The organism is Microterricola pindariensis (genome assembly GCF_002936985.1).
In the GTDB taxonomy this organism is placed as follows: Bacteria; Actinomycetota; Actinomycetes; order Actinomycetales; family Microbacteriaceae; genus Microterricola; species Microterricola pindariensis.
Genome location: NZ_MPZN01000015.1, coordinates 23215 through 46378, shown reverse-complemented (window position 1 = coordinate 46378; position 23164 = coordinate 23215). Strand labels below are relative to the sequence as shown.

General features: G+C 72.2%; 19 protein-coding genes. 9 read left to right on the top strand and 10 right to left on the bottom strand.

The features are described 5' to 3' along the window. The first annotated feature begins 143 nt into the window (after positions 1–143). Positions 144–1346, top strand: coding sequence for a DUF4192 family protein (locus GY24_RS06530; RefSeq protein WP_161498696.1), 1203 nt, complete (start codon positions 144–146; stop codon positions 1344–1346). On the opposite strand, the gene GY24_RS06525 is transcribed toward GY24_RS06530, so the two are convergent. The 4 genes from GY24_RS06525 to GY24_RS06510 all read right to left on the bottom strand — a co-directional run bounded on the left by GY24_RS06525 (position 1272) and on the right by GY24_RS06510 (position 5232). Beyond that, the gene (locus tag GY24_RS06525; RefSeq protein WP_104474911.1) at positions 1272–1727 is read right to left on the bottom strand and encodes a DUF805 domain-containing protein; all 456 of its coding nucleotides are present in this window, start codon (positions 1725–1727) and stop codon (positions 1272–1274) included. The genes GY24_RS06530 and GY24_RS06525 overlap by 75 nt on opposite strands. A gap of 194 nt (positions 1728–1921) precedes the next feature. Next, on the bottom strand, positions 1922–3364 hold the full coding sequence (locus GY24_RS06520) for an NAD(P)/FAD-dependent oxidoreductase (RefSeq protein WP_233279230.1): 1443 nt from the start codon (positions 3362–3364) through the stop codon (positions 1922–1924). Further along, positions 3349–4746, bottom strand: coding sequence for an aspartate aminotransferase family protein (locus GY24_RS06515; protein ID WP_104474910.1), 1398 nt, complete (start codon positions 4744–4746; stop codon positions 3349–3351). The genes GY24_RS06520 and GY24_RS06515 overlap by 16 nt, the downstream gene beginning before the upstream one ends. Positions 4747–4749: 3 nt before the next feature. Beyond that, complete coding sequence (locus tag GY24_RS06510; RefSeq protein ID WP_083363374.1) at positions 4750–5232, bottom strand: Lrp/AsnC family transcriptional regulator; 483 nt, start codon at positions 5230–5232, stop codon at positions 4750–4752. A gap of 124 nt (positions 5233–5356) precedes the next feature. Here GY24_RS06510 and GY24_RS06505 point away from each other — a divergent pair, with 124 nt between their 5' ends. The 5 genes from GY24_RS06505 (at position 5357) to GY24_RS06485 (ending at position 12543) form a co-directional block, all read left to right on the top strand. After that, on the top strand, positions 5357–6790 hold the full coding sequence (locus GY24_RS06505; protein WP_104474909.1) for a gamma-aminobutyraldehyde dehydrogenase: 1434 nt from the start codon (positions 5357–5359) through the stop codon (positions 6788–6790). Then, positions 6787–7749 carry an FHA domain-containing protein gene (locus GY24_RS06500; RefSeq protein ID WP_133161134.1) on the top strand — a complete coding sequence of 321 codons (963 nt, stop codon included), beginning with the start codon at positions 6787–6789 and terminating at the stop codon, positions 7747–7749. Before GY24_RS06505 ends, GY24_RS06500 begins: the two co-directional genes overlap by 4 nt. A 38-nt stretch (positions 7750–7787) precedes the next feature. Next, positions 7788–8621: a PP2C family protein-serine/threonine phosphatase gene (locus GY24_RS06495; RefSeq protein WP_104474907.1), complete on the top strand. Its 834-nt coding sequence runs from the start codon at positions 7788–7790 to the stop codon at positions 8619–8621. After that, entirely contained in the window at positions 8618–9211 is a 594-nt protein-coding gene (locus tag GY24_RS06490; protein ID WP_104474906.1) for a zinc-ribbon domain-containing protein, read from the top strand. Before GY24_RS06495 ends, GY24_RS06490 begins: the two co-directional genes overlap by 4 nt. A 221-nt stretch (positions 9212–9432) precedes the next feature. Further along, positions 9433–12543 (top strand): FtsK/SpoIIIE domain-containing protein, encoded by a 3111-nt coding sequence (locus tag GY24_RS06485; RefSeq protein ID WP_104474905.1) that lies wholly within the window; start codon positions 9433–9435, stop codon positions 12541–12543. A gap of 107 nt (positions 12544–12650) precedes the next feature. Here the strand turns inward: GY24_RS06485 and ald are convergent, their stop codons facing one another. Further along, positions 12651–13766 carry an alanine dehydrogenase gene (gene ald / locus GY24_RS06480; protein ID WP_104474904.1) on the bottom strand — a complete coding sequence of 372 codons (1116 nt, stop codon included), beginning with the start codon at positions 13764–13766 and terminating at the stop codon, positions 12651–12653. 108 nt (positions 13767–13874) lie between these two features. Beyond that, on the bottom strand, positions 13875–14876 hold the full coding sequence (locus tag GY24_RS06475) for an asparaginase (RefSeq protein WP_104474903.1): 1002 nt from the start codon (positions 14874–14876) through the stop codon (positions 13875–13877). A 115-nt stretch (positions 14877–14991) separates the two neighbouring features. Between GY24_RS06475 and GY24_RS06470 the strand changes: the two genes are divergently transcribed. Then, positions 14992–15462 (top strand): OsmC family protein, encoded by a 471-nt coding sequence (locus GY24_RS06470; RefSeq protein WP_083363382.1) that lies wholly within the window; start codon positions 14992–14994, stop codon positions 15460–15462. Between the two features lie 66 nt (positions 15463–15528). Here the strand turns inward: GY24_RS06470 and GY24_RS06465 are convergent, their stop codons facing one another. After that, on the bottom strand, positions 15529–16548 hold the full coding sequence (locus GY24_RS06465; RefSeq protein WP_133161133.1) for a hypothetical protein: 1020 nt from the start codon (positions 16546–16548) through the stop codon (positions 15529–15531). A gap of 58 nt (positions 16549–16606) precedes the next feature. Further along, positions 16607–17392 (bottom strand): lysophospholipid acyltransferase family protein, encoded by a 786-nt coding sequence (locus GY24_RS06460; protein ID WP_407662150.1) that lies wholly within the window; start codon positions 17390–17392, stop codon positions 16607–16609. A gap of 98 nt (positions 17393–17490) precedes the next feature. Here GY24_RS06460 and dxr point away from each other — a divergent pair, with 98 nt between their 5' ends. Then, positions 17491–18573, top strand: coding sequence for a 1-deoxy-D-xylulose-5-phosphate reductoisomerase (gene dxr, locus GY24_RS06455; RefSeq protein WP_104474900.1), 1083 nt, complete (start codon positions 17491–17493; stop codon positions 18571–18573). Between the two features lie 40 nt (positions 18574–18613). Here the strand turns inward: dxr and GY24_RS06450 are convergent, their stop codons facing one another. Then, positions 18614–19540 carry an NAD-dependent epimerase/dehydratase family protein gene (locus tag GY24_RS06450; RefSeq protein ID WP_104474899.1) on the bottom strand — a complete coding sequence of 309 codons (927 nt, stop codon included), beginning with the start codon at positions 19538–19540 and terminating at the stop codon, positions 18614–18616. Positions 19541–19720: 180 nt separating this feature from the next. Here GY24_RS06450 and GY24_RS06445 point away from each other — a divergent pair, with 180 nt between their 5' ends. Then, complete coding sequence (locus GY24_RS06445; RefSeq protein WP_162842925.1) at positions 19721–21052, top strand: M50 family metallopeptidase; 1332 nt, start codon at positions 19721–19723, stop codon at positions 21050–21052. A 552-nt stretch (positions 21053–21604) separates the two neighbouring features. On the opposite strand, the gene GY24_RS06440 is transcribed toward GY24_RS06445, so the two are convergent. Next, entirely contained in the window at positions 21605–23155 is a 1551-nt protein-coding gene (locus GY24_RS06440) for a succinic semialdehyde dehydrogenase (protein WP_202972919.1), read from the bottom strand. Between the last annotated feature and the right edge of the window lie 9 nt (positions 23156–23164).

The window sequence follows — 23164 nt, the reverse complement described above, 5'->3', positions numbered from 1 at the left end:
GCCGCGTGCGTGCACCGCGTCAGTTGTGCACCGGGCGAGTTGTGCACCGCGTGAGTTGTGCACAGGGCGGCCCGGACCAGCAGTTGTGCACACCCGCCAGCTGGGGGCTTCCGACGGGTGCGTGCCCGGCGAAGAATCGCCGCATGACAACGATCATCACGGCCCACGAGCCGCAGGAGTTCCTGGCCATCGTGCCCGAGCTGGCCGGCTTCCGGCCGGTTCAGAGCATGGTGCTTGTCGCCTTTCGGGGCTCACGCAGCTGCGGGGCGCTCCGCGTCGACCTGCCGCCGGACGGACCGGTCGATGCCGACACCGTGAGCGCCATGGCGTCCTCGCTGATCGGCATGCTCTGCAAGATCCCCGAGGTGGATGCCGTGGTGCCGGTGGCGTACACGGCTGCCCGCTTCGGCGCCGGCGGCATCCCGCCGCACGGCGAGCTCATGAACGCGCTGATCTTCCACGCCGGCCAGTCCGGCTTCCGGGTGCGGGACGCCCTGTGCGTCGCCGCCGACGGCTGGGCGTCCTACTTCGACACGGCGGTGCCGCGCGGCGGGCGCGCGCTCGAGCTGATCGCGGCCGCCCGCCCGGCGGGCGCCGGCCGGCCGGCCGCCCTCGATGACCAGCACGGTCCAGCGCTGGAGGAGTCCTCGGCGGACCTCGCGACCCGGCAGCGGATCGGCCGCCTCCTCGCCCGGTTCCGGGAGATGGCCCGTGACCCCGTGGCGCTCGGCGTGCCGTCGGCCGAGCTGGACGTCCTGCTGGATGTTCCGGCGATCGTGGAGTCGAGCCTCGCCGGGCAGCCTGGCGAGCTGAGTGACCTGCACGCGGCCGCGCTGCTCTTCACGATGCAGTCGCCGCCCAGCAGGGACGTGCTCCTGCTGCAGTTCGCCTTCGGGGCGGGCGCTGGCCTCGCGGCGGAGCGCGAGAACGAGCGCTTCGCCGCCGGCGAACCGGGTGCGGGTGAGCAGAGCGCCCGACTGCTCTGGGGGGAGGGGCCGCGACCAGACCCGGAGCGGATCGAGGCGGCGATCGCCCTCCTGCTGGAGCTCGTGGCGCGGGCCCCGCGCAGCCGCAAGCCGCCGCCACTCACCCTGCTCGCCTGGCTGAACTGGGCGCTCGGGCGCAGCAGCAGGGCCGGGTGCTGCTGGGCATGGCCCTGGGCATCGACCCCGGCTACGGGCTGGCCGGCCTGCTGGATGCCATGCTCCGGGCCGGGCACCTGCCGGAGTGGGCGTTCGCGGTGCCGGTGGAGCGGCCGGCACCGCGGCGGATCAGGCGGTCGGCTGGTCGAACCGCGCCCCGCGCGGGTCGGAGGGCAGCACGGTGAAGATGAAGATGATCAGTGAGCCGATCGACGGGATCAGGTTGAGGAACCACATCCAGCCGCTGAAGTTGATGTCGTGCAGTCGGCGCACGGTGAGGGCGAGCCCCGGGATGACGGTCGCGAGCGTCCATGCCCCGATGAGCACGAGGCCGATCACTGCAATCACACCGGGCGTCGAGGTGCCCGTAGCCGGATCGACGGTGGAGGTGGGCAGGCCGAGCGCGAGGGTGGCGCCGAACAGCACCAGCAGCACCAGGCCGTTGGCCAGCGCCCAGTACCAGTACTCGCTGCGGCTGGCGCGGCCAGAGAAGGTGGCGTACTTCTTCCAGAAACGCGAGAAGGCCTCGCCGAAGGATGCGCCGTAGAGGGGCGCCCAGAGTGGGGTGCTTGTAATGGTGGACATAGTCGCTCAGTGTACGGATCGTTCCACCCTGGGCGGCGCGACGCGCCCGGGAATCGCGGCAACAGCCGAGCCGGGCAGCTCAACGTCCGCCGTGCGGCGCAGCGCCGGTGCCGGTGGCCGGCTCCGGTGCCGGCGCAGCTCCGCTGCCGGTGCCTGCCCGGGCCGGAACCCGTCCGGGCCGGTGCCTGTCCGGGTCAGTGGCCGGTGAGCGGCGCCATCAGCTTCGCGGCGAGCGACGGCCGCTTGGTCAGCCCCTGCTCGACATCGGCGAGGCCCGTGGCGAGAAGCCCCAGGTTAGAGCCGACGAAGCGCAGCGGCTCCGGCTCCCAGCGCGGCGAGCGGTGGTTGACCCAGGGCAGCTCCGTCAGCGGGCCCTGCTCGTCCCGGATCAGCGCGCTGAGGGTGCGGCCGGCCAGGTTCGTGGTGCTCAGCCCGTCGCCGACATAGCCGCCGGCGATGCCGACACCGGTCTTCGGGTTGAAGCTCGCCGTCGCATGCCAGTCGCGGCTGACCCCGAGCGGCCCGCCCCACCGGTGGGTGATGGCGGCATCCGCCGCAGCGGGGAAGAGGTCGACGAGGGTGCGCTGCAGGTGGCCGAAGACGCGCGGGTCGCGGTCGTATTCCTCGCGGATTGCGCTGCCCCAGTGGTAGCGGGCGCCGCGCCCGCCGAAGGCGAGCCGGTTGTCGGCCGTGCGCTGGCCGTAGATCACGAGGTGGCGGTAGTCGGTGAACGTCTGGCCGTGCTCGATGCCGATCTCGCGCCAGACGTCGTCGCTGAGCGGCTCTGTCGCGATCATCAGCGAGTACAGCGGCAGCACGTGCCGGCCGACCCGGGGCAGCGCCGCCCCGTACCCCTCGACGGCGATCACGATGTTCGTCGCCGACACCGCGCCGTCGACGCTGCTGCCGTCGGGCAGCTCGGAGCGGAACCGGACCCGGCGGGCGAACCAGTTGGTGACCTCGGTGTGCTCGAAGAGGGAGACGCCGAGCGACTCGACCACCCGGGCCAGCCCGCGCACCAGCTTCGCCGGCTGGATCCGGGCGCAGGACGGGTCGAAGACGGCGCCGAGCGGGCGCTCGCTGCCGGATCCCCGCGCCCCGAACCGCTCGCCGACCTGCTCGGCGCCCCAGAGCTCCAGCTTGTCGACGCCGTACGCGGCCGCGGCGGCGACGTCGGCCGTGGCCGCAGCCAGCTGCGGGGCGTTGCGCGCGAAGGAGACCGTGCCGCCTTGGGCGAAATCGCAGTCGATGCCCTCGGCGGCGCTCGCCCGGGCGACCTCGTCGACGGTGTCGATCATGGCCTGCCGCATGGCGACGGCCGCCTCCCGCCCGTGGCTGCGCTCCAACGCCTCCGCGGAGGTGGGGAACAGCGACGAGCACCAGCCGCCGTTCCGCCCGGAGGCGCCGTAGCCGGCGATGTGCTTCTCCAGCACGGCGATCTTCAGGCTCGGGTCGGCCTTCGCCAGGTAGTACGCAGTCCACAGCCCGGTCAGGCCGCCGCCGACGATGCAGACGTCGAAGGCGGCGTTGCGGCCGAGCGCTGGGCGCGGCCGCAAGTCGTCGGCGCCGGAGGCCACCAACGCGTCGAGCCAGAGGCTGGGCGGTGCCGCAGCCTCCCGGCTCAGAGCCGCGACCACGCCTCGCTCAACACACCGCGCAGGATGTCGGTGATCTCGGTGAACTCGGCCGGCCCGATGGTCAGCGGCGGCGCCAGCTGCACGACGGGGTCGCCGCGGTCGTCGGCCCGGCAGTACAGGCCGGCGTCGTAGAGGCCCTTGGAGAGGAAGCCGCGCAGCAGTCGCTCGGACTCCTCATCGTTGAAGGTCTCCTTCGTCGCCTTGTCCTTGACCAGCTCGATGCCGAAGAAGTAGCCGTCGCCGCGCACATCGCCGACGATCGGGAGGTCGAGCAGCGTCTCCAGCGAGGCCCGGAACAAGGGGGAGTTCTCGCGGACGCGTTCGTTGAGCTTCTCCTCCTCGAAGATGTCCAGGTTCTCCAGTGCCACCGCGGCCGAGACGGGGTGACCGCCGAAGGTGTAGCCGTGGTAGAACGTCGTGTCGCCCTTGGAGAACGGCTCGTAGATGCGGTCGCTCACGATGGTCGCGCCGATCGGGGAGTAGCCGCTGGTCATGCCCTTGGCGCAGGTGATCATGTCCGGCACGTAGCCGTACTGGTCGCAGGCGAACATGTGGCCGATCCGGCCGAAGGCGCAGATGACCTCGTCGCTGACCAGCAGCACGTCGTACTTGTCGCAGATCTCGCGCACGCGCTGGAAGTAGCCGGGAGGCGGCGGGAAGCAGCCGCCCGAGTTCTGCACCGGCTCCAGGAACACGGCCGCGACGGTCTCCGGGCCCTCGAACTGGATCATCTCCTCGATGCGGTTGGCCGCCCAGACGCCGAACTGCTCCAGGTCATCACTCGGGGCGCCGACCTCGCCGGCCCGGTAGAAGTTGGTGTTCGGCACCCGGAAGCCGCCGGGCGTGATGGGCTCGAACATCTCCTTCATCGCCGGGATGCCGGTGATGGCGAGGGCGCCCTGCGGTGTGCCGTGGTAGGCGACGGCGCGCGAGATCACCTTGTGCTTGGTGGGGCGGCCCTGCAGCTTCCAGTAGTACTTGGCGAGCTTGAACGCCGTCTCGACGGCCTCGCCGCCGCCGGTGGAGAAGAACACCTTGTTCAGGTCGCCCGGCGCGTAGTCGGCCAGCCGGTCGGCCAGCTCGATCGCAGAGGGGTGGGCGTAGGACCACAGCGGGAAGAAGGCGAGCTCCTCCGCCTGCTTGGCCGCGACCTCGGCCAGGCGCTTGCGGCCGTGGCCCGCGTTCACGACGAACAACCCGGAGAGGCCGTCGAAGTACTTCTTGCCCTTCGAGTCGAAGATGTGGTGGCCCTCACCCCTGGTGATGATCGGCACATCGTTCTGCTCGAAGCCGGACTGGCGGGTGAAGTGCATCCAGAGGTGGTCTTTGGCCTTCTGCTGGAGTTGCTCTTCGCTGAGCTGCGGACGAGTTGAGATTCCCATGATTTACCGTGTTCCCCAGTTGTACAACTGCTTGTGAAGTCGGAGATAGACGAACGTTTCGGTGCTCATCACGCCGTCCAGGTTGCGGATCTGCGTGTTCAGCAGAGTGAGCAGCTCCTCGTCGTCCTCGCAGACGACCTCAACCAGAAGATCGAAGCTGCCAGCCGTGAGCACGACGTAGTCGACGGAGCTGAGAGCGGAGATGGCATCGGCGAGCACGCGGGTGTCGCCGCTGGCCCGGATGCCGATCATCGCTTGGCGGAAGAAACCGAGTTGCATCGGGTCGGTGACGGCGACGACCTGCATCGCCCCGGCATCCGTGAGCTTTTGCACCCGCTGGCGAACGGCGGCCTCGCTGAGGCCGACGGCCTTGCCGATCTCGGCGTAGCTGCGTCGGCCGTCGACCTGCAGCTGCTCGATGATCGCCTTGGAGACAGCATCCAGCTGCACCGGCTTGACCGGAGATATGCGACCCTGCGTGCTCATGGCTTGATTCTGTCAGTGCGAGGCCACTCTGACAAGGGAATCCGTGGTTGAAAGGCACATCTTCGACTGATTCCATCGAATAGCGGGCTCGATCCTGATGCAGGAGCAGCCTAGGATGTTGGCCATGACCCACCGTGAACTGCGCAATTTTGTCAATGGCGACTACACCGAGTCGCGTTCCGAGTCCCGGCTCGAGCTCGTCGACCCCGCAACCGAGGAGGTTTACGGCACCAGCCCGATCTCCACCGCAGAGGATGTCGCCGACGCGTATGCCGCGGCATCCGACGCGTTCGAGGTCTGGGGCGAGACCACGCCGGGGGAGCGCCAGCTCGCCCTGTTCCGGATCGCGGACGCCATGGAGGCGCGCGCCGAGGAGTTCGCCGACGCGGAGTCGCAGGACACCGGCAAGCCGCGCGGCACGCTCGTCGAGGACGAGATCCTGCTCTCCGTCGACCAGATCCGCTTCTTCGCCGGCGCCGCGCGCAATCTGGAGGGCCGCTCGGCCGGCGAGTACATGAAGGACCACACCTCCTTCATCCGCCGCGAGCCGGTCGGCGTGATCGGGCAGGTGACCCCCTGGAACTACCCGTTGAACATGGCCGTGTGGAAGTTCGCACCCGCGCTCGCCGCGGGCAACACCACGGTGCTGAAGCCCTCGGACACCACCCCGCTCTCCACCCTGCTGCTGGCGGAGGTCGCGGCCGAGTTCCTGCCGCCGGGCGTGCTCAACGTCGTCACCGGCGACCGCTCGACCGGTGCGGCGATGATCGAGAACCGGACGCCGCAGATGGTGTCCATCACCGGCTCGGTGCGTGCGGGCATGGAGGTGGCCAAGGCCGCGGCCAGCGACCTCAAGCGGGTGCACCTGGAGCTCGGCGGCAAGGCCCCCGTCGTCGTCTTCGACGACGCCGACATCGAGGCCGCCGTGCGGGGAATCACCGCCGCCGGCTACTTCAACGCCGGACAGGACTGCACTGCGGCGACCCGGGTGCTGGTCCAGGCCGGGATCCACGACGAGTTCGTGCAGGCGCTGCGCGACTACGCCCGCGCGAACGCCATCACCGGCGCTCCGAGCGAGCAGGGCATCCTGTTCGGACCGGTGAACAACGCGGGCCAGCTGGCCCAGGTCAGCGGTTTCATCGACCGCCTGCCCGACCACGCCACGCTCGAGCTCGGCGGCGCGCGCCAGGGCGACCGGGGCTACTTCTGGCCGGCCACCATCGTCTCCGGCCTCAAGCAGAACGACGACGCCGTGCAGAACGAGATCTTCGGCCCGGTCATCACGGTGCAGAGGTTCAGCGATGAGGCGGAGGCCCTACGCTGGTCGAACGATGTCAACTACGCCCTCGCCTCCTCGGTCTGGACCAAGGACCACAGCCGCGCCATGCGGATGGCGAAGCACCTCGACTTCGGCTGTGTCTGGATCAACACGCACATCCCGATCGTCGCCGAGATGCCGCACGGCGGGTTCAAGCACTCCGGCTACGGCAAGGACCTCTCCATGTACGGCTTCGAGGACTACACGCGGATCAAGCACGTGATGAGCTACATCGGATGAGTGCCCCGCGGTGGCGCGCAGTCCCAGACGTGCAGGGTGTCGACCCGAGCACGCTCTGGAACTACGTCATCGCCCAGAGCTGGGTGGCGGCGGTGCCCGGCAGCACGCCGGAGCCGGTGCTCGACGCGCTGCTGGGCCTCCGCGGCGCCGCTGAGGGCACGCTGGAGCGCGTGCTCGCCGTGATCCCGCTGCAGGGCGAGAACGCCGTTGAGGACTTCGCCGTCGTCGAGCTGGCGGCGGACATCGACGGCACCGCCGGGGACGGCGCGGAGGGCACCGTCAGCGTCATCGTGCGCGGGAGCGCCGCCGTCGATGTGTTCGGCAGCGGCGGACCCAGCCGGCTCACGAGCCGCGGCATCCGCCCCTGGCTGCTCGCCGACTTCCGCGAGGTGAGGGCGCTCTCCTTCTCGGTCGAGAATGCCCGCCCGATCACCGCGGCCGAACTGCCGCCGCGCGGCGCGACGGCGAGCGTCGACGGAGACGGGCAGTGGGCGGAGCAGGGCGGCGCCCAGCAGGGCAGCGCGCTGCACGGCCGCCGGCTCGACCTGGTGCTGGGCGTGCCGGGCGATGCCGAGGAGGGGCCGGCAGGCGGGGAGGCCGCCGCGCCCCGGATGCGCATCGCCGGGGAGATCTTCGTGCTCGATGTCGACAGCTACATCGGCCGGCGCCCGCGCGCCACCGCGCTCGGCCAGGGCACCGCCCGGCTGATCACCGTGGTCTCGCCCGCGCAGGAGGTCTCCGCGACCCACATCCTGCTCGGCCCGCGCGGGGAGGACGTGGTCGTGACCGACCTGCATTCGACCAACGGCACCCTCGTCGAGCTGCCGGACGGCGCCCAGTTGCACCTGCAGGCCGGGGTCGCCACCGTCGTCGTGCCGGGCAGCAGAATCCTGCTCGGAGACGGCGTGGTGGTCGAGTTGCTGCCGCATTCGGCCGATGGGGCCGCCAGGTGGCGATAAAGTTGGATCCCACCCACCACCTAGCAAAGGCGCACCAGGTGATTCAGAACGGCCAGGAACACATCGGCCACACCGAGACATTCTCGACCCCGAACGGCACGGAGATCACGCTGGCCTGGGCCGCGCTCACCGACACGGGGCGCCGCCGCGAGGCCAACGAGGACAGCTTCTTGGCTGCGACGCCGATCTTCGCCGTCGCCGACGGGATGGGCGGCCACTCGGCGGGGGACGTCGCGAGCGCCGCCGTCGTGAGCCGGCTCGCCGAGCACACCGGCGAGAGTGCCGTCGGCCCCGCCGCGATCGACGAGGCCCTCCGCCTCGCCGTGCAGGACATGCACCACCAGGTCGGGCTCACGGATTCCGGCTCGGGCACGACGGTGACGGGGGCCGCGATCACGACGACCGCCGGGGCGGATGCCGCCTGGCTGGTGTTCAACATCGGCGACTCCCGGGTCTACGCGCTGCGCGCCGGCCAACTGGAGCAGCTGACCCGTGACCACTCCGTGGTGCAGGAGCTCATCGACTCCGGCCACATCACGCCGGAAGAGGCCGAGGTCCACCCGCACAGCAACGTCATCACCCGGGCCGTCGGCTTCCACGAGGCCCCCGTCCCCGACTACCAGCTGCTCGCGGTCGAGCCCGGCGTGCGCCTGCTGATCTGCTCGGACGGGCTCACCAAGGAACTGACGAATTACGGCATCCGGCATTTTCTGATGGCCAACCCGCGCCCTGCCGATGCCGCGGCGGAACTGGTCGGGGCGGCCCTCGGCAACGGCGGGCGCGACAACGTGACGGTGGTCGTCGTCGACGTGGTCGCGGTGAAGCCCGCCGGCAGCCAGTACGCTGGGGGGATGGAAGGAGAGCGATCGTGAACTGCCAGATCTGCGGTGCGGAGCTCCCGAGCGACGCCCTCTTCTGCGGCGAATGCGGCAGCTCGACCAGCGCGACCCCCCAGTCGCGCCAGCGCACCGACGCCCGCCCGACCGACACGACCGTGATCCAGCCGATCCGCCCACGGCAGACCACCGGCATCGTCAGCATCTCGCTGGACGCCCCGACAGCGCCGACCGAGCCCGCCGCCGAGGCCCCCGCCGGCACCGAGCCGGCCGTCAGCGAACCGCGCAGCGCGGTCTCCGGCATCAGCTTCGTGCTGCAGTTCAGCACCGGAGAGACCTTCGACGTCAGCGGCAGCGGCCTGATCGGACGCCGCCCGCTGCCCGCAGCGAACGAGCGCTTCGATCATCTGGTCCAGATCACGGATGCCGGGCGCTCTGTCTCCAAGACCCACCTCGAGTTCGGCCAGCACGACGGCGAGCTCTGGGTCTGCGACCGCGCCTCCGGCAACGGCACCGTGCTGCGTCGCGCGGACGGCACCGTGACCCTCTGCGAGGCCGGGCGCCGCTACCTGGCCGGCCGGGGCACCCGGGTCGAGATCGGCGAGCAGTTCTTCGTCGTCGCCTGAGCGCGCGAGTCCTGCGTCGATTGGCACTGCGTCAACGAGGCGTGCGGCAACGAGGCCTGCGTCAACGAGGGCAGCGTCACTGACTCCTGTGTCAACGCTTCCCGGGCGCACCCATCCTGAGCGCCACGCCCTGTTGTGCACAGCCCGTGCCGCGCGCGGAGTTCTGCACCGCCGGGCACGAGAGGGGTGACGGCGGCGGCAGCCGGTGGTCGACTGCGATCATGTCGCCGTCCTCCCCGATGCGGCAGGGGCCCTCATCCGGCACCCTCACCGCTCCCGCCCTGCCGCAGCGGCCCGCGCGCACGCCCTTCCCGCTCGTGGCCAGCGTCGCCCCCGTCGTGGCGGCCGGGGGCATCTGGCTGCTCACCCACTCACCGTTTGTGCTGCTCTTCGCCCTGCTCGGGCCGGTGGTGGCCGTGGCGGGCATGCTCGACGGGAGGCGGCAGGGCAGGAGGGCGTTGCGCCGCGCCCGAGCGCGATTCGACAGCGAACTGGCCGAGCTCGACGGGCAGCTGGCGGCCCGGCACGACGAGGAGCGGCGCGCGGCACGCCTGTTGACGCCGTCGGCACTGGACATCGCGGCGGGCGAGGAGGACGCCGGGCGCTGGCAGGGGCGGGGCCCCGGCCTCGTCACCCTGGGCAGCGGGCCGATGCCGAGTTCGGTGCGCCTCGACCCGGCCCCGGCCGGCGGCGCCGCCGGCGACCTGGACCCGGCGGGCTGGGCCGCGCTCGGCGCGCTGCGCGAGATCTGTGACCGGGCGGAGACCGTGCAGGACGCACCGGTGACGGAGCCCCTGGCCGGCGGCATCGGCGTCGTCGGCCCTGCCGCCCTCGCCCGGCCGGTGCTCAGGGGCCTGCTGCTGCAATTCCTGCGCTCCGCCCACCCCGGCTCGGTGTCGCTGCAGCTGCCGCCCGGTGCGGAGTGGCAGTGGGCCGCCGCCCTGCCGCACTGCCGCGTGGCGGCACCGGGCGGTGCGGGCCTGCTGCTCGTGGACCGGGCCGGGGGAGTGGACGGCGCGGAACCGGCTGTGCCCGCGCACGGCGGAGAAGCATCCTCCGGCGGATCCCCGCCGCACCTGCTGGCCGTGGCCGACTCGATCGAAGAGCTGCCGACCGGCTGCCAGAGCATCCTCCGAGTGGAATCGGCGCGGTCGGCGCTGCTCCTCCGCACGGGCGGCGGGGCGATCGGCACCCGGCTGGTGCCCGAGCTGCTCGGCCGGCAGCAGGCGGCCGTCGCGGCCGGCCGGCTGGCCCGCGCCGCAGGGAGCGCCGGGGTGGCGCCGGTCGAGGCCCGATTGCCGGACCTCGTGCGCCTGCACGACTTGGAGCGCTTCGGCCGGCGCGGAGCCGGGCTCAGCTGCGTGCTCGGGGTCGCCCAGCGTGGGCCGATCGAGCTCGACCTCGTCGCGAACGGGCCGCACGCCCTGGTGGGCGGCACGACGGGAAGCGGCAAGAGCGAGCTGCTGGTCAGTTGGGTGCTCTCGCTGGCCGCGGCTTACCCGCCCAGCGCGCTCTCGGTGTTGCTGGTCGACTTCAAGGGCGGCTCCGCGTTCGGGGAGCTCGCCCGGCTGCCGCACTGCGTCGGGGTGCTGACCGACCTCGAGGAGGCGGAGGCCGCCCGGGCGCTGGCCAGCCTGCAGGCCGAGCTGCGCCACCGGGAGCGCACCCTGCGCGCCGTCCGGGCCCGCGAGATCGACGACCCGGCGGTGCGCGGGCAGCTGCCGCGCCTGGTGATCGTCGTCGACGAGTTCGCCGCGATGCTCGGCAGCGCACCCGATCTGCACGCGGTCTTCGTCGACATCGCCGCCCGCGGGCGTTCCCTCGGCATGCACCTCATCCTCTGCACGCAGCGGCCGGCCGGCGTGCTGCGGGACGCGCTGCTGGCCAACTGCACGCTGCGCATCTCGCTCCGGGTCAACAACCGGGATGACAGCAGGGCGACCATCGGCACCGACTCCGCCGCCCTGCTTCCGCCCGGCAAACCCGGTCGGGCCATCGTCGCCGCCGGCGACGGGCGCCTGATCGAGTTCCAGTCGGCGATCAGCGAGCGGGAGGAGCTGGAGCGGGCCGTCGGCACAGCACTCGACGCGGCCGTGGGCGGCTCGGCGGACGGCCCGGGGTCTGCCGGTGCGGGCGGCGCGGCCGGTGCCGGCGTGCGACGGCCCTGGCTGCCCCCGCTGCCCGACGCGTTGAACCTCACCGAGGTGCCCGCCGCGCTGCTCGGGGCGGAATCGGGGCCGGTCGCGGGCACCGCGGCTGGCACGGCATTCACGCTCGGCATCGTGGACGAGCCGGAGCGGCAGCGGCGGCGCCCGGCGCTCTGGGCGCCCGCCGAGCACGGCCCGCTGCTCGTGCTGGGCGTCGCCCGCAGCGGGCGGAGCAGCGTGCTCTGGGCCCTCGCCGAGCAGGCGTCGGCCGTCGGGTGGGCGGTGCAGCGCTGCGGCACGGAGGACCCGGAGGGCTACTGGGACGCACTCATCTCGGCGACCGAGCCGTGGCCGAGCGCCGGCGCCAAGCGCCTGCTGCTCCTGGACGACTGGGATGCCGTGCTGGCCCGGTGGCCCGCCGAGTACCAGGCGGAGGCCGGTGAGATGCTCGGCATCGCGCTGCGCGAGGGCGCGCGCACCGGGCGCAGCATCGCCCTGGCCAGCCGCGGCGTCTCGGGCGCGCTGCAGACCCACCGCGCCCTGTTCGACGCCACGGTGTTGCTGCGGCAGGCGGAGCGGGGCGAGCACCTGCGCGCGGGCGGGAAGGCCGCCACCTGGAGGGAGAGCGCCCCGGCCGGGCGCGGCGAGTGGCGCGGCCTCGAGCTGCAGTGCGCCGGCCCGGGCGAGTCCGGAGCGGCCGCGGAGGCCAGGCCGGACGAGCCGCTCGAACTCGGGCAGGAACTGCTGCTCGTGGTCTCCTCGGCGCCGGCCCGGGTGCTGCCCGCGCTGCGCGCGCTCGTGGCATCCGCCGGCCCGACCGGGGCCCGATCCGTGGGCGGCGGCCTCGGCGCTGGGGACGGTGCGGGCGACGGCCCATGGGATGGCCCGTGGGACGGTTCCGCGGGCAGCGTGGTGGAGCTCGGCGAGTTGGACCTGCTGGCAGCCGGGCCGGGCGAGGGGGTGCGCGTGATCGTCGGGGATCCCGACGCGTGGCAGGCGCGCTGGGGGCTCTTCGCCGGGCTCCGCCCGCGCGCGCGGCTCCTCTTCCACGAGTGCCGCCTGGCCGACTTCCGCACGCTGGCCCGGCTGCGCGAGCTGCCCCCGCTGCTCGCCCGCCGCGACGGCGCGCTGCGGGCGATCCTGATCGACCCGGAGGGCCGGGCGCAGCGGGTGCGGATCGGGTGACGTGCAGCGGCCGGCGGCCGGCGGCCAGCGGCCAGTGGCTAGTGGCTTGGCTAGCGGCTAGCGGCTAGCGGCTAGCGGCTGGCGCAGAGCGGCCGACGCGCGGCGGCTCAGGCCAGGATCGCGGCCAGCTCCCGCACCGACTGGCCGTGGGCGGCGGCGACGGCGGCGTTGCACAGCTCGCCGTCGTGCGCGTTGAGGCCGCGGGCCAGCGCCGGGTCGGCCTGCATCGCCGCGCGCCAGCCGTGGTTGGCCACCGCGCGCACGTAGGGCAGCGTCGCGTTCGTCAGGGCGTACGTCGAGGTGATCGGCACGGCGCCCGGCATGTTCGCGACGCAGTAGAAGATCGAGCCGTGCACCAGGAACGTCGGGTCGGCGTGCGTCGTCGGGCGGCTGTCGGCGAAGCAGCCGCCCTGGTCGATGGCGATGTCCACGAGCACGCTGCCCGGCCGCATCCGGGAGACCATCTCATTGCTGACAAGCTTGGGGGCCTTGGCGCCGGGGATGAGCACGGACCCGATGACGAGGTCGCTGGCGATCACCGCGCGCTCCACCTCCAGGGTGCTGGAGGCGATCGTGGTGATGCGCCCTCCATAGAGGGCGTCCAGCTCGCGCAGCCGGAAGAGGTTCGTGTCGAGCACCGTCACCCGGGCGCCCATGCCGATCGCAAGCTGCAGGGCACTGGTGCCGGCGACGCCGCCGCCGAGCACCGTCACGGAGGCGGCCGGGGTCCCCGGCACACCGGGCACGAGCAGGCCGGGGCCGCCGGCCGGCTTCAACATGGCGTTGGCGCCCACGATCGGGGCGAGCCGCCCGGCCACCTCGCTCATCGGGGCGAGCAGCGGCAGCGACCGGTTGGCCAGCTGCACCGTCTCGTAGGCGATGGCCGTGACCCCGTGCTCCAGCAGGGCACGGGTGAGGGCGGCCTCCGCGGCCAGGTGCAGGTACGTGAAGAGCACGAGCCCCGGCCGGAAGAAGCCGTACTCGCTCTCGACGGGCTCCTTCACCTTGAGCACCAGCTCGCCCGTCGCCCACGTCTCCGCCGCGTCGGCGAGGATCCTGGCCCCGGCGGCCGCGTAGTCGGCATCCGAGATGCCGGAGCCGACGCCCGCGCTGGCCTGCACGAAAACCTCGTGGCCGTTGCTCACCAGGTCGTGCACGCAGCTGGGAGTGATCGCCACCCGGAACTCGTTGTTCTTGACCTCGCGGGGGACTGAGATTCTCATGCCGCTCCTTGCACTTGGGGGACGTCGTCGTCCTGCACACGGCAGCATACTCGCGCAGGTGCCGCTGCCGATATGCCGGGCGAGGGGCGTCCCAGCCGGCGGCTCGCGCTAGATGCTGACGCGGACCCGCCCGACGATGGCGTCGCCGCCGGAGAGCAGCAGGCCGAGCTCGGAGGTGAGCGACTCGACCGCGGCGCCGTCCACGGCCTCGGCATCGGCGAGCAGGCGCAGCGCGACGGCGCTGGCCGCGCGCAGGCTGCCATCGAGCACCTTGAGCGTGACCGTGGTGCCGTTCGGCGCGACCATGGTCATGATGCCCTCCGCGCCGAACTTGGCGAAGACGCCCAGCCGGTCGATGGCGACGGTGTCCGGCTGGCCGGGGCCGGCGACGACCCAGCCGTTCTCGCGCACGGCCTCGGCAAGCACGCCGGCCTCACGGAAGATCGCGAACGGGGAGGCGGGGGTCGAGGTGCCGATGCGGTGGATGCCGCGGGCCAGCGCGAGCAGCGAGATCGCGTGCACGGGGGTGCCGCAGCCATCGATGCCGGTCGCGACGGGACGCTCGCCGGTGAAACGCTCGATCACGTCGAGCACTCGCTTCTGCAGGGGGTGCTCCGGGTGCAGGTAGCTCTCCAACGGCCAGTCGTTGGCGACGCAGGCCAGCAGCATGGCGGCGTGCTTGCCGGAGCAGGTCATCTGGATGCGCTGCTTGCCGGCGCCAGAGCGCACCGCGGCGTCGCGGGCCTCTGCGTCCTGCGGGTAGGAGGGCGGGCAGCCGAGCGCGCTCTCCGGAATCCCCTCCCGGGCGAGCAGGCCGCGCACCAACTCGACATGGCGGGCGGTGCCGGAGTGGCTGGCGGTGGCGATGGCGGCATCCTCGCCGCGCAGCGTGACGCCGCTGGTCATCGCGGCGATGGCCTGGAACGGCTTCAGCGTCGACCGCGGGAAGACCGGCGCGGACGGGTCGCCGAGGCTCCGCAGCACGCTGCCGTCTGGGGCCAGAACGACGGCCGAGCCGGCGTGCCGGGACTCCACGAAGCCGCTGCGCTCGACGACGGCGAGCTCGACGGCATCCGTGAGGCGGAAGGTCTCGGCCACGATCACCGACATTCCGACGCCGCCCGCTCGGAGCAGATACTGGTCACGGGTGCGGGGGAGGCGGAAACGTCAGTCATGATGAAGTCAGCTTATCGCGCGGCCCCGCGCGCAGAAGGAGGAGCCGGCCATGGTGCACGAGCACAACTACGCCGTCCGTGTCGAGTGGCAGGGAAACCGCGGCACGGGCACGAGCGGCTACCGGGAGTACGGCCGCCAGCATGAGGTGAGCGCGGCGGGCAAGCACCCGATCGAGGGCTCGGCCGACCGCACCTTCCACGGCGATCGGGAGCGCTGGAACCCGGAGGAGATGCTGCTGGCGGCGCTCAGCCAGTGCCACATGCTCTCCTACCTGCACGTGGCGGTTCGGCACGGCGTCGTCGTGCTCGGCTACGAGGACGACGCCGTCGGCACCATGGAGTCGGATTCCTCCGGGGCGGGCCGCTTCACCTCGGCGACGCTGCGGCCGCGGGTGCTCGTGGCGGATGCCGGGCAGATCGAGCTTGCGGGCTCGCTGCACGCCGAGGCCTCGCAGCTCTGCTTCATCGCCAACTCGGTGAACTTCCCGGTCGGGCACGAGCCCGTCACGTCCGCCGGCTGAGCCTGTCGAAACCGGGTTCCCGCTGGCTGAGCCTGTCGAAGCCCCCGGCCAGCGCCGGGACGCCCGCTACTCCGTGCTGAACTCGGCCGGCAGCGGCGCGAGCGGCCAGCGCGGAACGCCGCAGCCATGGCCGCCGACGAGGTTCGTGCAGGCGCCGAAGATGGCCGGGAACGGCACCGTCTGCGGGTCGCCGAACCACTTCGAGTAGAGCAGCCAGAAGTTCAGGTTGCCGTGCGTCGAGCAGCCGTCGCCCTCGCCGGCCAGATCGCTGGTCGCGGCGCGGTTCGGCTGGTACGGCGTGTAGTTGTAGAGGTTCGCGGTGGCCTGGTTGCGGATGTCGACGGCGGAGGAGCCGCAGCCGGCATCCGGGTGGTAGCCCACCTCGACCGTGCCGACCTTGTACTGGCGCTCCGGCTGCTCGGTGTACTGGCGCATCTGCCAGGCCGCGTTGAAGACCTGGTTGAAGAAGCCGAAGTACTCGGTGTCGCAGTCGGCCGTGTCCGGGCAGCCGTAGCCCATCGCCCGCGTGTAGCCGTGCTCGCTCGGCCGGGTGAGCAGCGACTGCTCCTTCTGCAGCAGCACCAGAAGGGCGCGCGGGCTGATTCCGCAGGCCACGGCCACCTTGGCGATGATCCGGCTGGCCGGCTCGGAGCGGGCCCCGGTGTAGGCGGCACAGTGCTGGCCGCCCTCGGCCTTCTGCGAGGTGGTGGTCTGGGTGAAGTCGGCCAGGCAGGAGACGCCGTCCTTGGCCACGCAGTCCTGCTGCTCGAGGAAGAGCTGAATCTCGGCCTCGCTCATCGCCCGGCTGTCGTAGAAGTTCGCGTCGCTGATGATGAAGCCGGGGTCGAACTCGCCGTACACGGTCGGCACGAAGTCCCCGTCGGCGGATGCCGCGGCCGGCACGATTCCGGCGCCGAGCGCGGCGGCGACGGCCGGTCCGGCCGGCTGGGCCTGCACGGCCTGCGCCGTGATGGTTCCCGTCCCGGCCAGCAGGAGCGCCGAGAGGAGGGCGATCAGCAGGGCGCCGGCTCGCGGCATCCGTCGGTGCTGGTCGGGGCGGTGGCTCTGGTGTCGGCGAGAAGTCATCAGGCTCGACCCTAGCCGCTGCACCTCGGAAAACGCTGCCGAAAGGCGCGGGGCGCGCTTACAGGCGCTCCTTGGGGAACACCTTGTCGGCGAGCTTGTGCAGGGTGCCCGACGGCGGCGCCTCGTTGTAGGTGCCGGCGAGCTCCTGCCCGGTGAGCGCGTGGATGGCCGCCATGATCTCGTCGGTGGCCTGCCGACGCGCCTTGCCGGATGTCGCGGCGCCGTAGTGGGAGAGGTCGAGCGGCTCGCCGAACTTCACCGTCACCTTGCGCACACGGGGCACCTTCGAGCCGACCGGCTGGATCTCCTGGGTGCCGATCAGTCCGACAGGAACGACGGTGGCGCCGGTGGTCAGGGCCAGCCAGGCGATGCCGGTGCGGCCGCGGTAGAGGCGGCCGTCGAGGGAGCGGGTGCCCTCCGGGTAGAGGGCGAAGGCGTTGCCGCCGTCGAGGATGCGCTTGCCCTGGTCGAGCGCGTTCTGAGCGGCCTGGCCTGCGCCGCGCTCGACGCCGACGGCGCCGATCGCGGTGAAGAAGGAGCGGGACACCCAGCCCTTGAAGCCGGTGCCGGTGAAGTAGTGCGACTTGGCCAGGAACTGCACGGGGCGCGGCGCCGAGATCGGGATCACGATGCTGTCGATGAAGGAGAGGTGGTTGCTGGCGAGGATCACCGGGCCGGTCTTCGGCACGTTCTCGCGGCCCGTGATGGTCGGGCGGAAGACGGTCTTGGCGACCAGGGAGATGAGCGTGCGGCCGAGGTAGTAGACCGCCCCCGGCGACTTCGTCGGGGCCTCGACACCCTCGTCGTCGATGGGTTCTGCGGGGGTGTTGGCTGCTTCGGTCACCTGACGACAGTACGCGTATTTATATGCCGCTGTCGGCATTCACATTGGATGATTCCCACAGTCGTGCCCAGGCTACGCCCGCGCCGTAGGCTGAGGGGGTGCGCAAAGTGATCATTCTCGGTTCGACAGGTTCCATCGGAACGCAGGCACTCGACGTGATTCGGGCCAACCCCGACCGCTTCGAGGTGGTGGGGCTGGCCGCGGGCCGCAACGCCGAATTGATGGCGGCGCAGGCCGAGGAGTTCTTCGTCGACGACACCGCGCTCGGCGCAGAGGATGCCGAGGCCCTGGTGCGCGGTGTCGAGGCGGATGTCGTGCTGAACGGCATCACCGGCTCCGTGGGTCTCGGGCCGACGCTGGCGACGCTGGAGACCGGGCGCACGCTGGCGCTGGCGAACAAGGAGTCGCTGATCGTCGGCGGCCAGCTGGTGACGGGCATCGCCGCGCCCGGCCAGATCGTGCCGGTGGACTCCGAGCACTCGGCCATCGCCCAGGCGTTGCGCTCCGGCGCGGCATCCGAGGTGCGCCGGCTCGTCGTCACGGCATCCGGCGGCCCCTTCCGCGGCCGCAGCAGGGAGTCGCTGGCCGGCGTCACTCCCGCCGAGGCGCTCGCCCACCCCACCTGGGACATGGGCCGCGTCGTCACGACGAACTCGGCGACGCTCGTCAACAAGGGGCTCGAGGTGATCGAGGCGCACCTGCTCTTCGACGTGCCGTTCGACCGCATCGACGTCGTCGTGCACCCGCAGTCGATCGTGCACTCCATGGTGGAGTTCGTCGACGGCTCCACGATCGCCCAAGCCTCCCCGCCGGACATGAAGCTGCCGATCTCGCTCGGGCTGGACTGGCCGAACCGGGTCGGCGGCGTCGGTGCGCCGCTGGACTGGACGACCGCGCAGAGCTGGACGTTCGAACCGCTGGACGACACCGTGTTCCCGGCCGTCGCCCTGGCCAAGCAGGTCGGCCGCGCCGGCTCGAGCTACCCGGCCGTCTTCAACGCTGCCAACGAGCAGGCCGTGCACGCCTTCCACGCCGGTGCCATCGGCTTCACCGACATCGTCGACACGGTGCGCCGGGTCGTCGACACGCACGAGGCGGACGGCACGCTCACCCGCGAGTCGCTGGGCGAGGCCGAGCGCTGGGCGCGGGCGAGTGCAGACAAGTTGATCGCGGCGCGCTGATCGCGGCGCGCTGATCGCGGCCCGCTGACCGCGGCGCCGTTCAGTGCCGCGCTGAGCGGTAGGTGTCGGCCGTCGTCGTCAGGGCCTCCAGCCAGCCGGTCGCGCTCACCCCGAGCAGGCGTTCCGTCTGGGCGGAGTCGATGACGAACGGCATCCGGAACTGATAGCTGGACGCCTCGATCTCGCGCATCAGGGGGCTCACCGCGGCGAGGGCGCGCAGCACCCACTGCGGGTACCCGGCGACGCGGCCATGCCCGCCGTAGTGCTCGTTCAGCTGCTCCATGATCACGGTGCGGGCGCGGGGCTGGCCGCTCGGCACATGCCAGACGCGGCCCCACGCGCCCTCGTAGTCGGCGGCGGCGATCAGCGTCGACACGATGTCGGGCAGGTAGCTCCAGCTGTGCGGCAGCGCCGGGTCGCCGACGACCCTGGCCGTCTTCGATTTCTCCGCCGCGTGGAAGAAGCTCTCGCCCAGATGCGCGGTGCCGGTCGCGCCCGGCCCGAAGTAGTCGCTGGCCCGCACTTCGACGGCCCGGATGTCGCCGCGCTCGTGGGCGGCGAGGGCGGCGTGCCAGCCGGCCAGCCGCACGCGGCCCTTCGTCTCGGTGCTGAGCTCCGGTGAATCCTCCGTCATCGGTCCCTCCGGCGGGCCGTAGCCGTAGAGGTTGCTCATGATCACGAGGCCGGCGCCGCTTCTCGTGGCCGCGTCGATCGCCGCAGCGAAGACGGGCGGCCAGTCCGTCGGCCACCGTGTGTACGGCGGGTTGGTGCAGAGGAAGATCGTGGCCGCGCCGCCCGCCGCGGCGGCGAACGCCTCGGCATCCGTCGCATCGAGGGCGAGCGCGCGGGCGCCGTCCACCGCGGTGCCGTGCCGGGAGGCGATGACCACGTCGTCGCCGCGAGCCGCGAGGCGGCGTGCGACCCCGCCGCCGATGAGCCCGGCACCGACGACGAGTTGACGTGACATGGTGACCCCATCCCTGCCGCTTCGGGGCGGCAGAGACATCAAAGCACAGCGGGCCGCGCCGCAACACCTGCCGGGGTCCCGAAATGCGCGGGGAGCGCCGGCCGCGATGGGCGCCCCGGTGCAGACTCCGTTCAGCTCGACCTCAGCGGGCTCGCAGCGAGGGAGGGCTACGCTGTCGACGTGGATTCCGTGCTTCTCTTCGTTCTGGGTGTCGTCATTCTGGCGGTCGGCCTCGCTGTGTCGATCGCGTTGCACGAGATCGGGCACCTGGTCCCGGCCAAGCGCTTCGGTGTGAAGGTCACCCAGTACATGATCGGCTTCGGCCCGACGATCTGGTCGCGCCGCAAGGGCGAGACCGAGTACGGCGTCAAGGCGATCCCGTTCGGCGGCTACATCTCGATGATCGGCATGTTCCCGCCGGCCAAGGACGGCACGGCGGCTCGCAGCGCCAACACCGGCTTCCTCAGCAGCATGGCCAGCGACGCGCGCACCGCCAGCGCGGAGACGATCGGCGAGGGCGAGGAGCACCGGGCCTTCTACCTGCTGCCGGTGTGGAAGCGCATCATCATCATGTTCGGCGGGCCGTTCATGAACCTGCTCATCGCCGTCGTGCTGTTCGCCATCCTGCTGATGGGCTTCGGCGCGGCCCAGGCCAGCACCACGATCGGCAGCGTCTCCGCCTGCGTGCAGACGGCCGGCTCCGCCAGCCAGGAGTGCGGCCCGAACGACCCGGCCGCGCCGGGCGCCGCGGCCGGCATCCTGCCCGGCGACCGCCTGGTCAGCATCGACGGCGCCCCCGTCACCAGCTGGCAAGAGTCCACCGAGAAGATCCGTGCCTCGGCCGGCACCGCGCTCATCGTCGTCGTCGAGCGCGACGGCGCCGAGAAGACGCTCACCCTCACCCCGCTGCTCACCGAGCGCCCCGTGTTCGACGAGGCCGGCAAGCCGGTGACGGATGCCGCGGGCAAGCCCGTCACGACCGAGGTCGGTTTCGCCGGCATCGGCCCGGCCAGCGAGCTCGTCCCGCAGCCGGCGACGGCCGTGCTGCCCGCAGTCGGCGACAACATCAGTGGCGTCGCCCACATCATCCTGAACCTGCCGCAGCGCATGGTCGACGTGGCACAGGCCGCCTTCGGCCCGGAGGAGCGCGACCCGAACGGGCCGATCAGCGTCGTCGGCGTCGGCCGGGTCGCCGGAGAGATCGCCGCCCTCGACACCCTCACCGTCGAGAGCAAGGTGGCCAGCCTGATCGGACTGCTCGCCTCGCTGAACATCGCGCTGTTCGTGTTCAACCTGGTGCCGCTGATGCCGCTGGACGGCGGGCACATCGCCGGCGCGCTCTGGGAGGCCATCCGGCGCCGCTTCGCCAAGCTGTTCCGCCGCGCCGACCCGGGCCCCGTCGACACCGCGCGGCTGATGCCGCTCACCATGGCCGTGGTGATCATCCTCGGCGGAATGAGCGCGCTGCTCGTCTACGCCGACATCGTGAAACCGATCAACCTCTTCGGCTAACGGACCCGCTCCCTCTCCCGTGGCGCGGGGGAGCGCCAGGCCCTCTCCCGTCGGCGCAGCGAGCGCCCGGCCCTCTCCCGTTGGCTCGAGGGAGCGCCAGCGACCGAAGCCAACCCCGCCCGTCACGTGGCGTCCGCCGCGGCATCCGATCGGGAGGCAATCGGCGGATCGGGAGGCCGAAGCCGGCCTGAAGCTGCCTCCCGATCTTCCGTCGGCCTCCCAAACAGGCGCGGCCGGGCACGGCCACGGTCACGGGCACGGCCACGGGGGCACCCGGCGGGCGCGGCCGGGCCGCGCCCGCCGCGCGAGCGCCTCTCCCGTCGGCGCAGGGAGCGCCAGCGACCGAAGCCAACTCCGCCGGTCACGAGGAGTCTGCCGCGGCATCCGATCGGGATGCAATCGGCGGATCGGGAGGCCGAAGCCGGCCTGAAGCTGCCTCCCGATCGTCCGTCGGCCTCCCAAACGGGCGCGGCCGGGCACGGTCGGCCACGGTCACGGTCACGGTCGCGGGCGCACCGGGCGGGCGCGGCCGGGTCGTGGATGCCGGGCGCCCTACCGGCGGCGGATGCCCTTGAGCACGGCGGCCATGACGAGCATCACGCCGCCGAGCTTGGCGAACTCCGCGCCGGTGCGCGGAAGCTGCACCAGGCCGGTCGCGTGCGAGATCGTGACCGAGTCCACGAAGCGCAGCAGGCCCTCGCGGCCGTTGCGCCGGCCGACGCCGGACTGCTTGACGCCGCCCATCGGGGCGTCGATCGAGCCGAAGCTGGCCCGGTAGCCCTCGTTCACATTGACGCTGCCCGCATCGATCGCCCGGGCCAGTCGGAGCCCGCGTGCGGTCGAGCCGCTGAACACGGCGGCGTTCAGGCCGTAGTCGCTCGCGTTGGCGGCGAGGATCGCCTCCTCCTCGCTGTCCACCACGGTGATCGAGACGACGGGGCCGAACGTCTCCCCGGCGAAGCAGTCCATCTCGCTCGTCACACCGGTCAGCACCGTCGGCTCGAAGAACAGCGGGCCGAGATCCGGGCGGGCCTTTCCGCCGGCGATGACCGTGGCGCCCTTGGCCACGGCATCCGCCACATGCTCCTGCACCCGCGCCAGCTGGGCCGGCGTGGTCAGTGAGCCGACATCGCTGCCGAAGTCGTAGTTCGCGCCCGGCACGAGGGTGCCGACGCGGGCGGCGAGGGCGGCGATGAAGGCCGGGGCCACGGCGCGCTCGACGTAGATGCGCTCGATCGAGACGCAGAGCTGGCCCATCGACGAGAAGCAGGCGTATGCGGCATCCGCGGCGGCTTTCTCCGGGTCGACGTCGTCCAGCACGATCAGCGGGTTCTTGCCGCCGAGCTCGAGCGAGGCGCCAACCAGGCGGCGGCCGGCCTTCTCTGCCACGCCGCGGCCGGTCGCGGTCGAGCCGGTGAAGCAGATGTAGTCGGCATGGTCGGTGACGGCCCCGCCGATCTCGGCGCCGGCGCCGGCGACGACCGCCCAGAGCGCGCGGGGGACACCGGCGTCGATGAAGGCCTGGCGGAGGGCGAGCACGCTGAGCGCGCCCTGGTCGTCGGCCTTCTGCACGACGCCGCAGCCGGCCGCGAGCGCGGGCACGACATCCATGGCGGCCAGGCTGAGCGGGTAGTTCCACGGCGTGATGACGCCGGCGATGCCCTTGGGCTTGTAGGCCACCCGGGTGGCGACGACGGTCGGGACGCCGCTGCGGCGGCGCCCGCCGCGGAGCACCGGCCGCGCGGCCAGCGCGTTGTAGCGGGTGACGCTGAGCACCTGGTAGAGCTCCTCGAAGGCCTGGCCGCGGGTCTTGCCGGTCTCGGACTGCAGCACGTCCAGCAGCATCTCGCGGCGTTCCAGGATGTTGTCGTGGGCCTGCAGCAGCACGGCGCGGCGGTGCGCGAAGCCGGCTCTGGCCCAGGCGAGCTGCGCCAGCCGGGCGCGCGCGAAGGCGTCGGAGACGTCGGCGGGTGTGCTGTGCGGAAGCTCGTGCAGCAGTTCGCCGGTGAACGGCGCCTGCACGGAGCGGGTCGTGCCGGAGGTGGCGACCAGGTCGCGGTCGAGTTCGGCTATGAACGTCGGGTGCAGCGGAGAGGCAGACATGAGCGCCAT

What these genes read in the sequence shown, in the direction of transcription:
- GY24_RS06505 (WP_104474909.1), top strand. Translation starts at nt 5,357, where the DNA reads ATGACCCACCGTGAACTGCGCAATTTTGTCAATGGCGACTACACCGAG.
- GY24_RS06485 (WP_104474905.1), top strand. Translation starts at nt 9,433, where the DNA reads ATGTCGCCGTCCTCCCCGATGCGGCAGGGGCCCTCATCCGGCACCCTC.
- GY24_RS06525 (WP_104474911.1), bottom strand. Translation starts at nt 1,727, where the DNA reads ATGTCCACCATTACAAGCACCCCACTCTGGGCGCCCCTCTACGGCGCA.
- GY24_RS06465 (WP_133161133.1), bottom strand. Translation starts at nt 16,548, where the DNA reads ATGACTTCTCGCCGACACCAGAGCCACCGCCCCGACCAGCACCGACGG.
- GY24_RS06500 (WP_133161134.1), top strand. Translation starts at nt 6,787, where the DNA reads ATGAGTGCCCCGCGGTGGCGCGCAGTCCCAGACGTGCAGGGTGTCGAC.
- GY24_RS06470 (WP_083363382.1), top strand. Translation starts at nt 14,992, where the DNA reads ATGGTGCACGAGCACAACTACGCCGTCCGTGTCGAGTGGCAGGGAAAC.
- GY24_RS06450 (WP_104474899.1), bottom strand. Translation starts at nt 19,540, where the DNA reads ATGTCACGTCAACTCGTCGTCGGTGCCGGGCTCATCGGCGGCGGGGTC.
- GY24_RS06510 (WP_083363374.1), bottom strand. Translation starts at nt 5,232, where the DNA reads ATGAGCACGCAGGGTCGCATATCTCCGGTCAAGCCGGTGCAGCTGGAT.
- GY24_RS06440 (WP_202972919.1), bottom strand. Translation starts at nt 23,155, where the DNA reads ATGTCTGCCTCTCCGCTGCACCCGACGTTCATAGCCGAACTCGACCGC.
- GY24_RS06530 (WP_161498696.1), top strand. Translation starts at nt 144, where the DNA reads ATGACAACGATCATCACGGCCCACGAGCCGCAGGAGTTCCTGGCCATC.
- ald (WP_104474904.1), bottom strand. Translation starts at nt 13,766, where the DNA reads ATGAGAATCTCAGTCCCCCGCGAGGTCAAGAACAACGAGTTCCGGGTG.
- GY24_RS06475 (WP_104474903.1), bottom strand. Translation starts at nt 14,876, where the DNA reads ATGTCGGTGATCGTGGCCGAGACCTTCCGCCTCACGGATGCCGTCGAG.
- GY24_RS06515 (WP_104474910.1), bottom strand. Translation starts at nt 4,746, where the DNA reads ATGGGAATCTCAACTCGTCCGCAGCTCAGCGAAGAGCAACTCCAGCAG.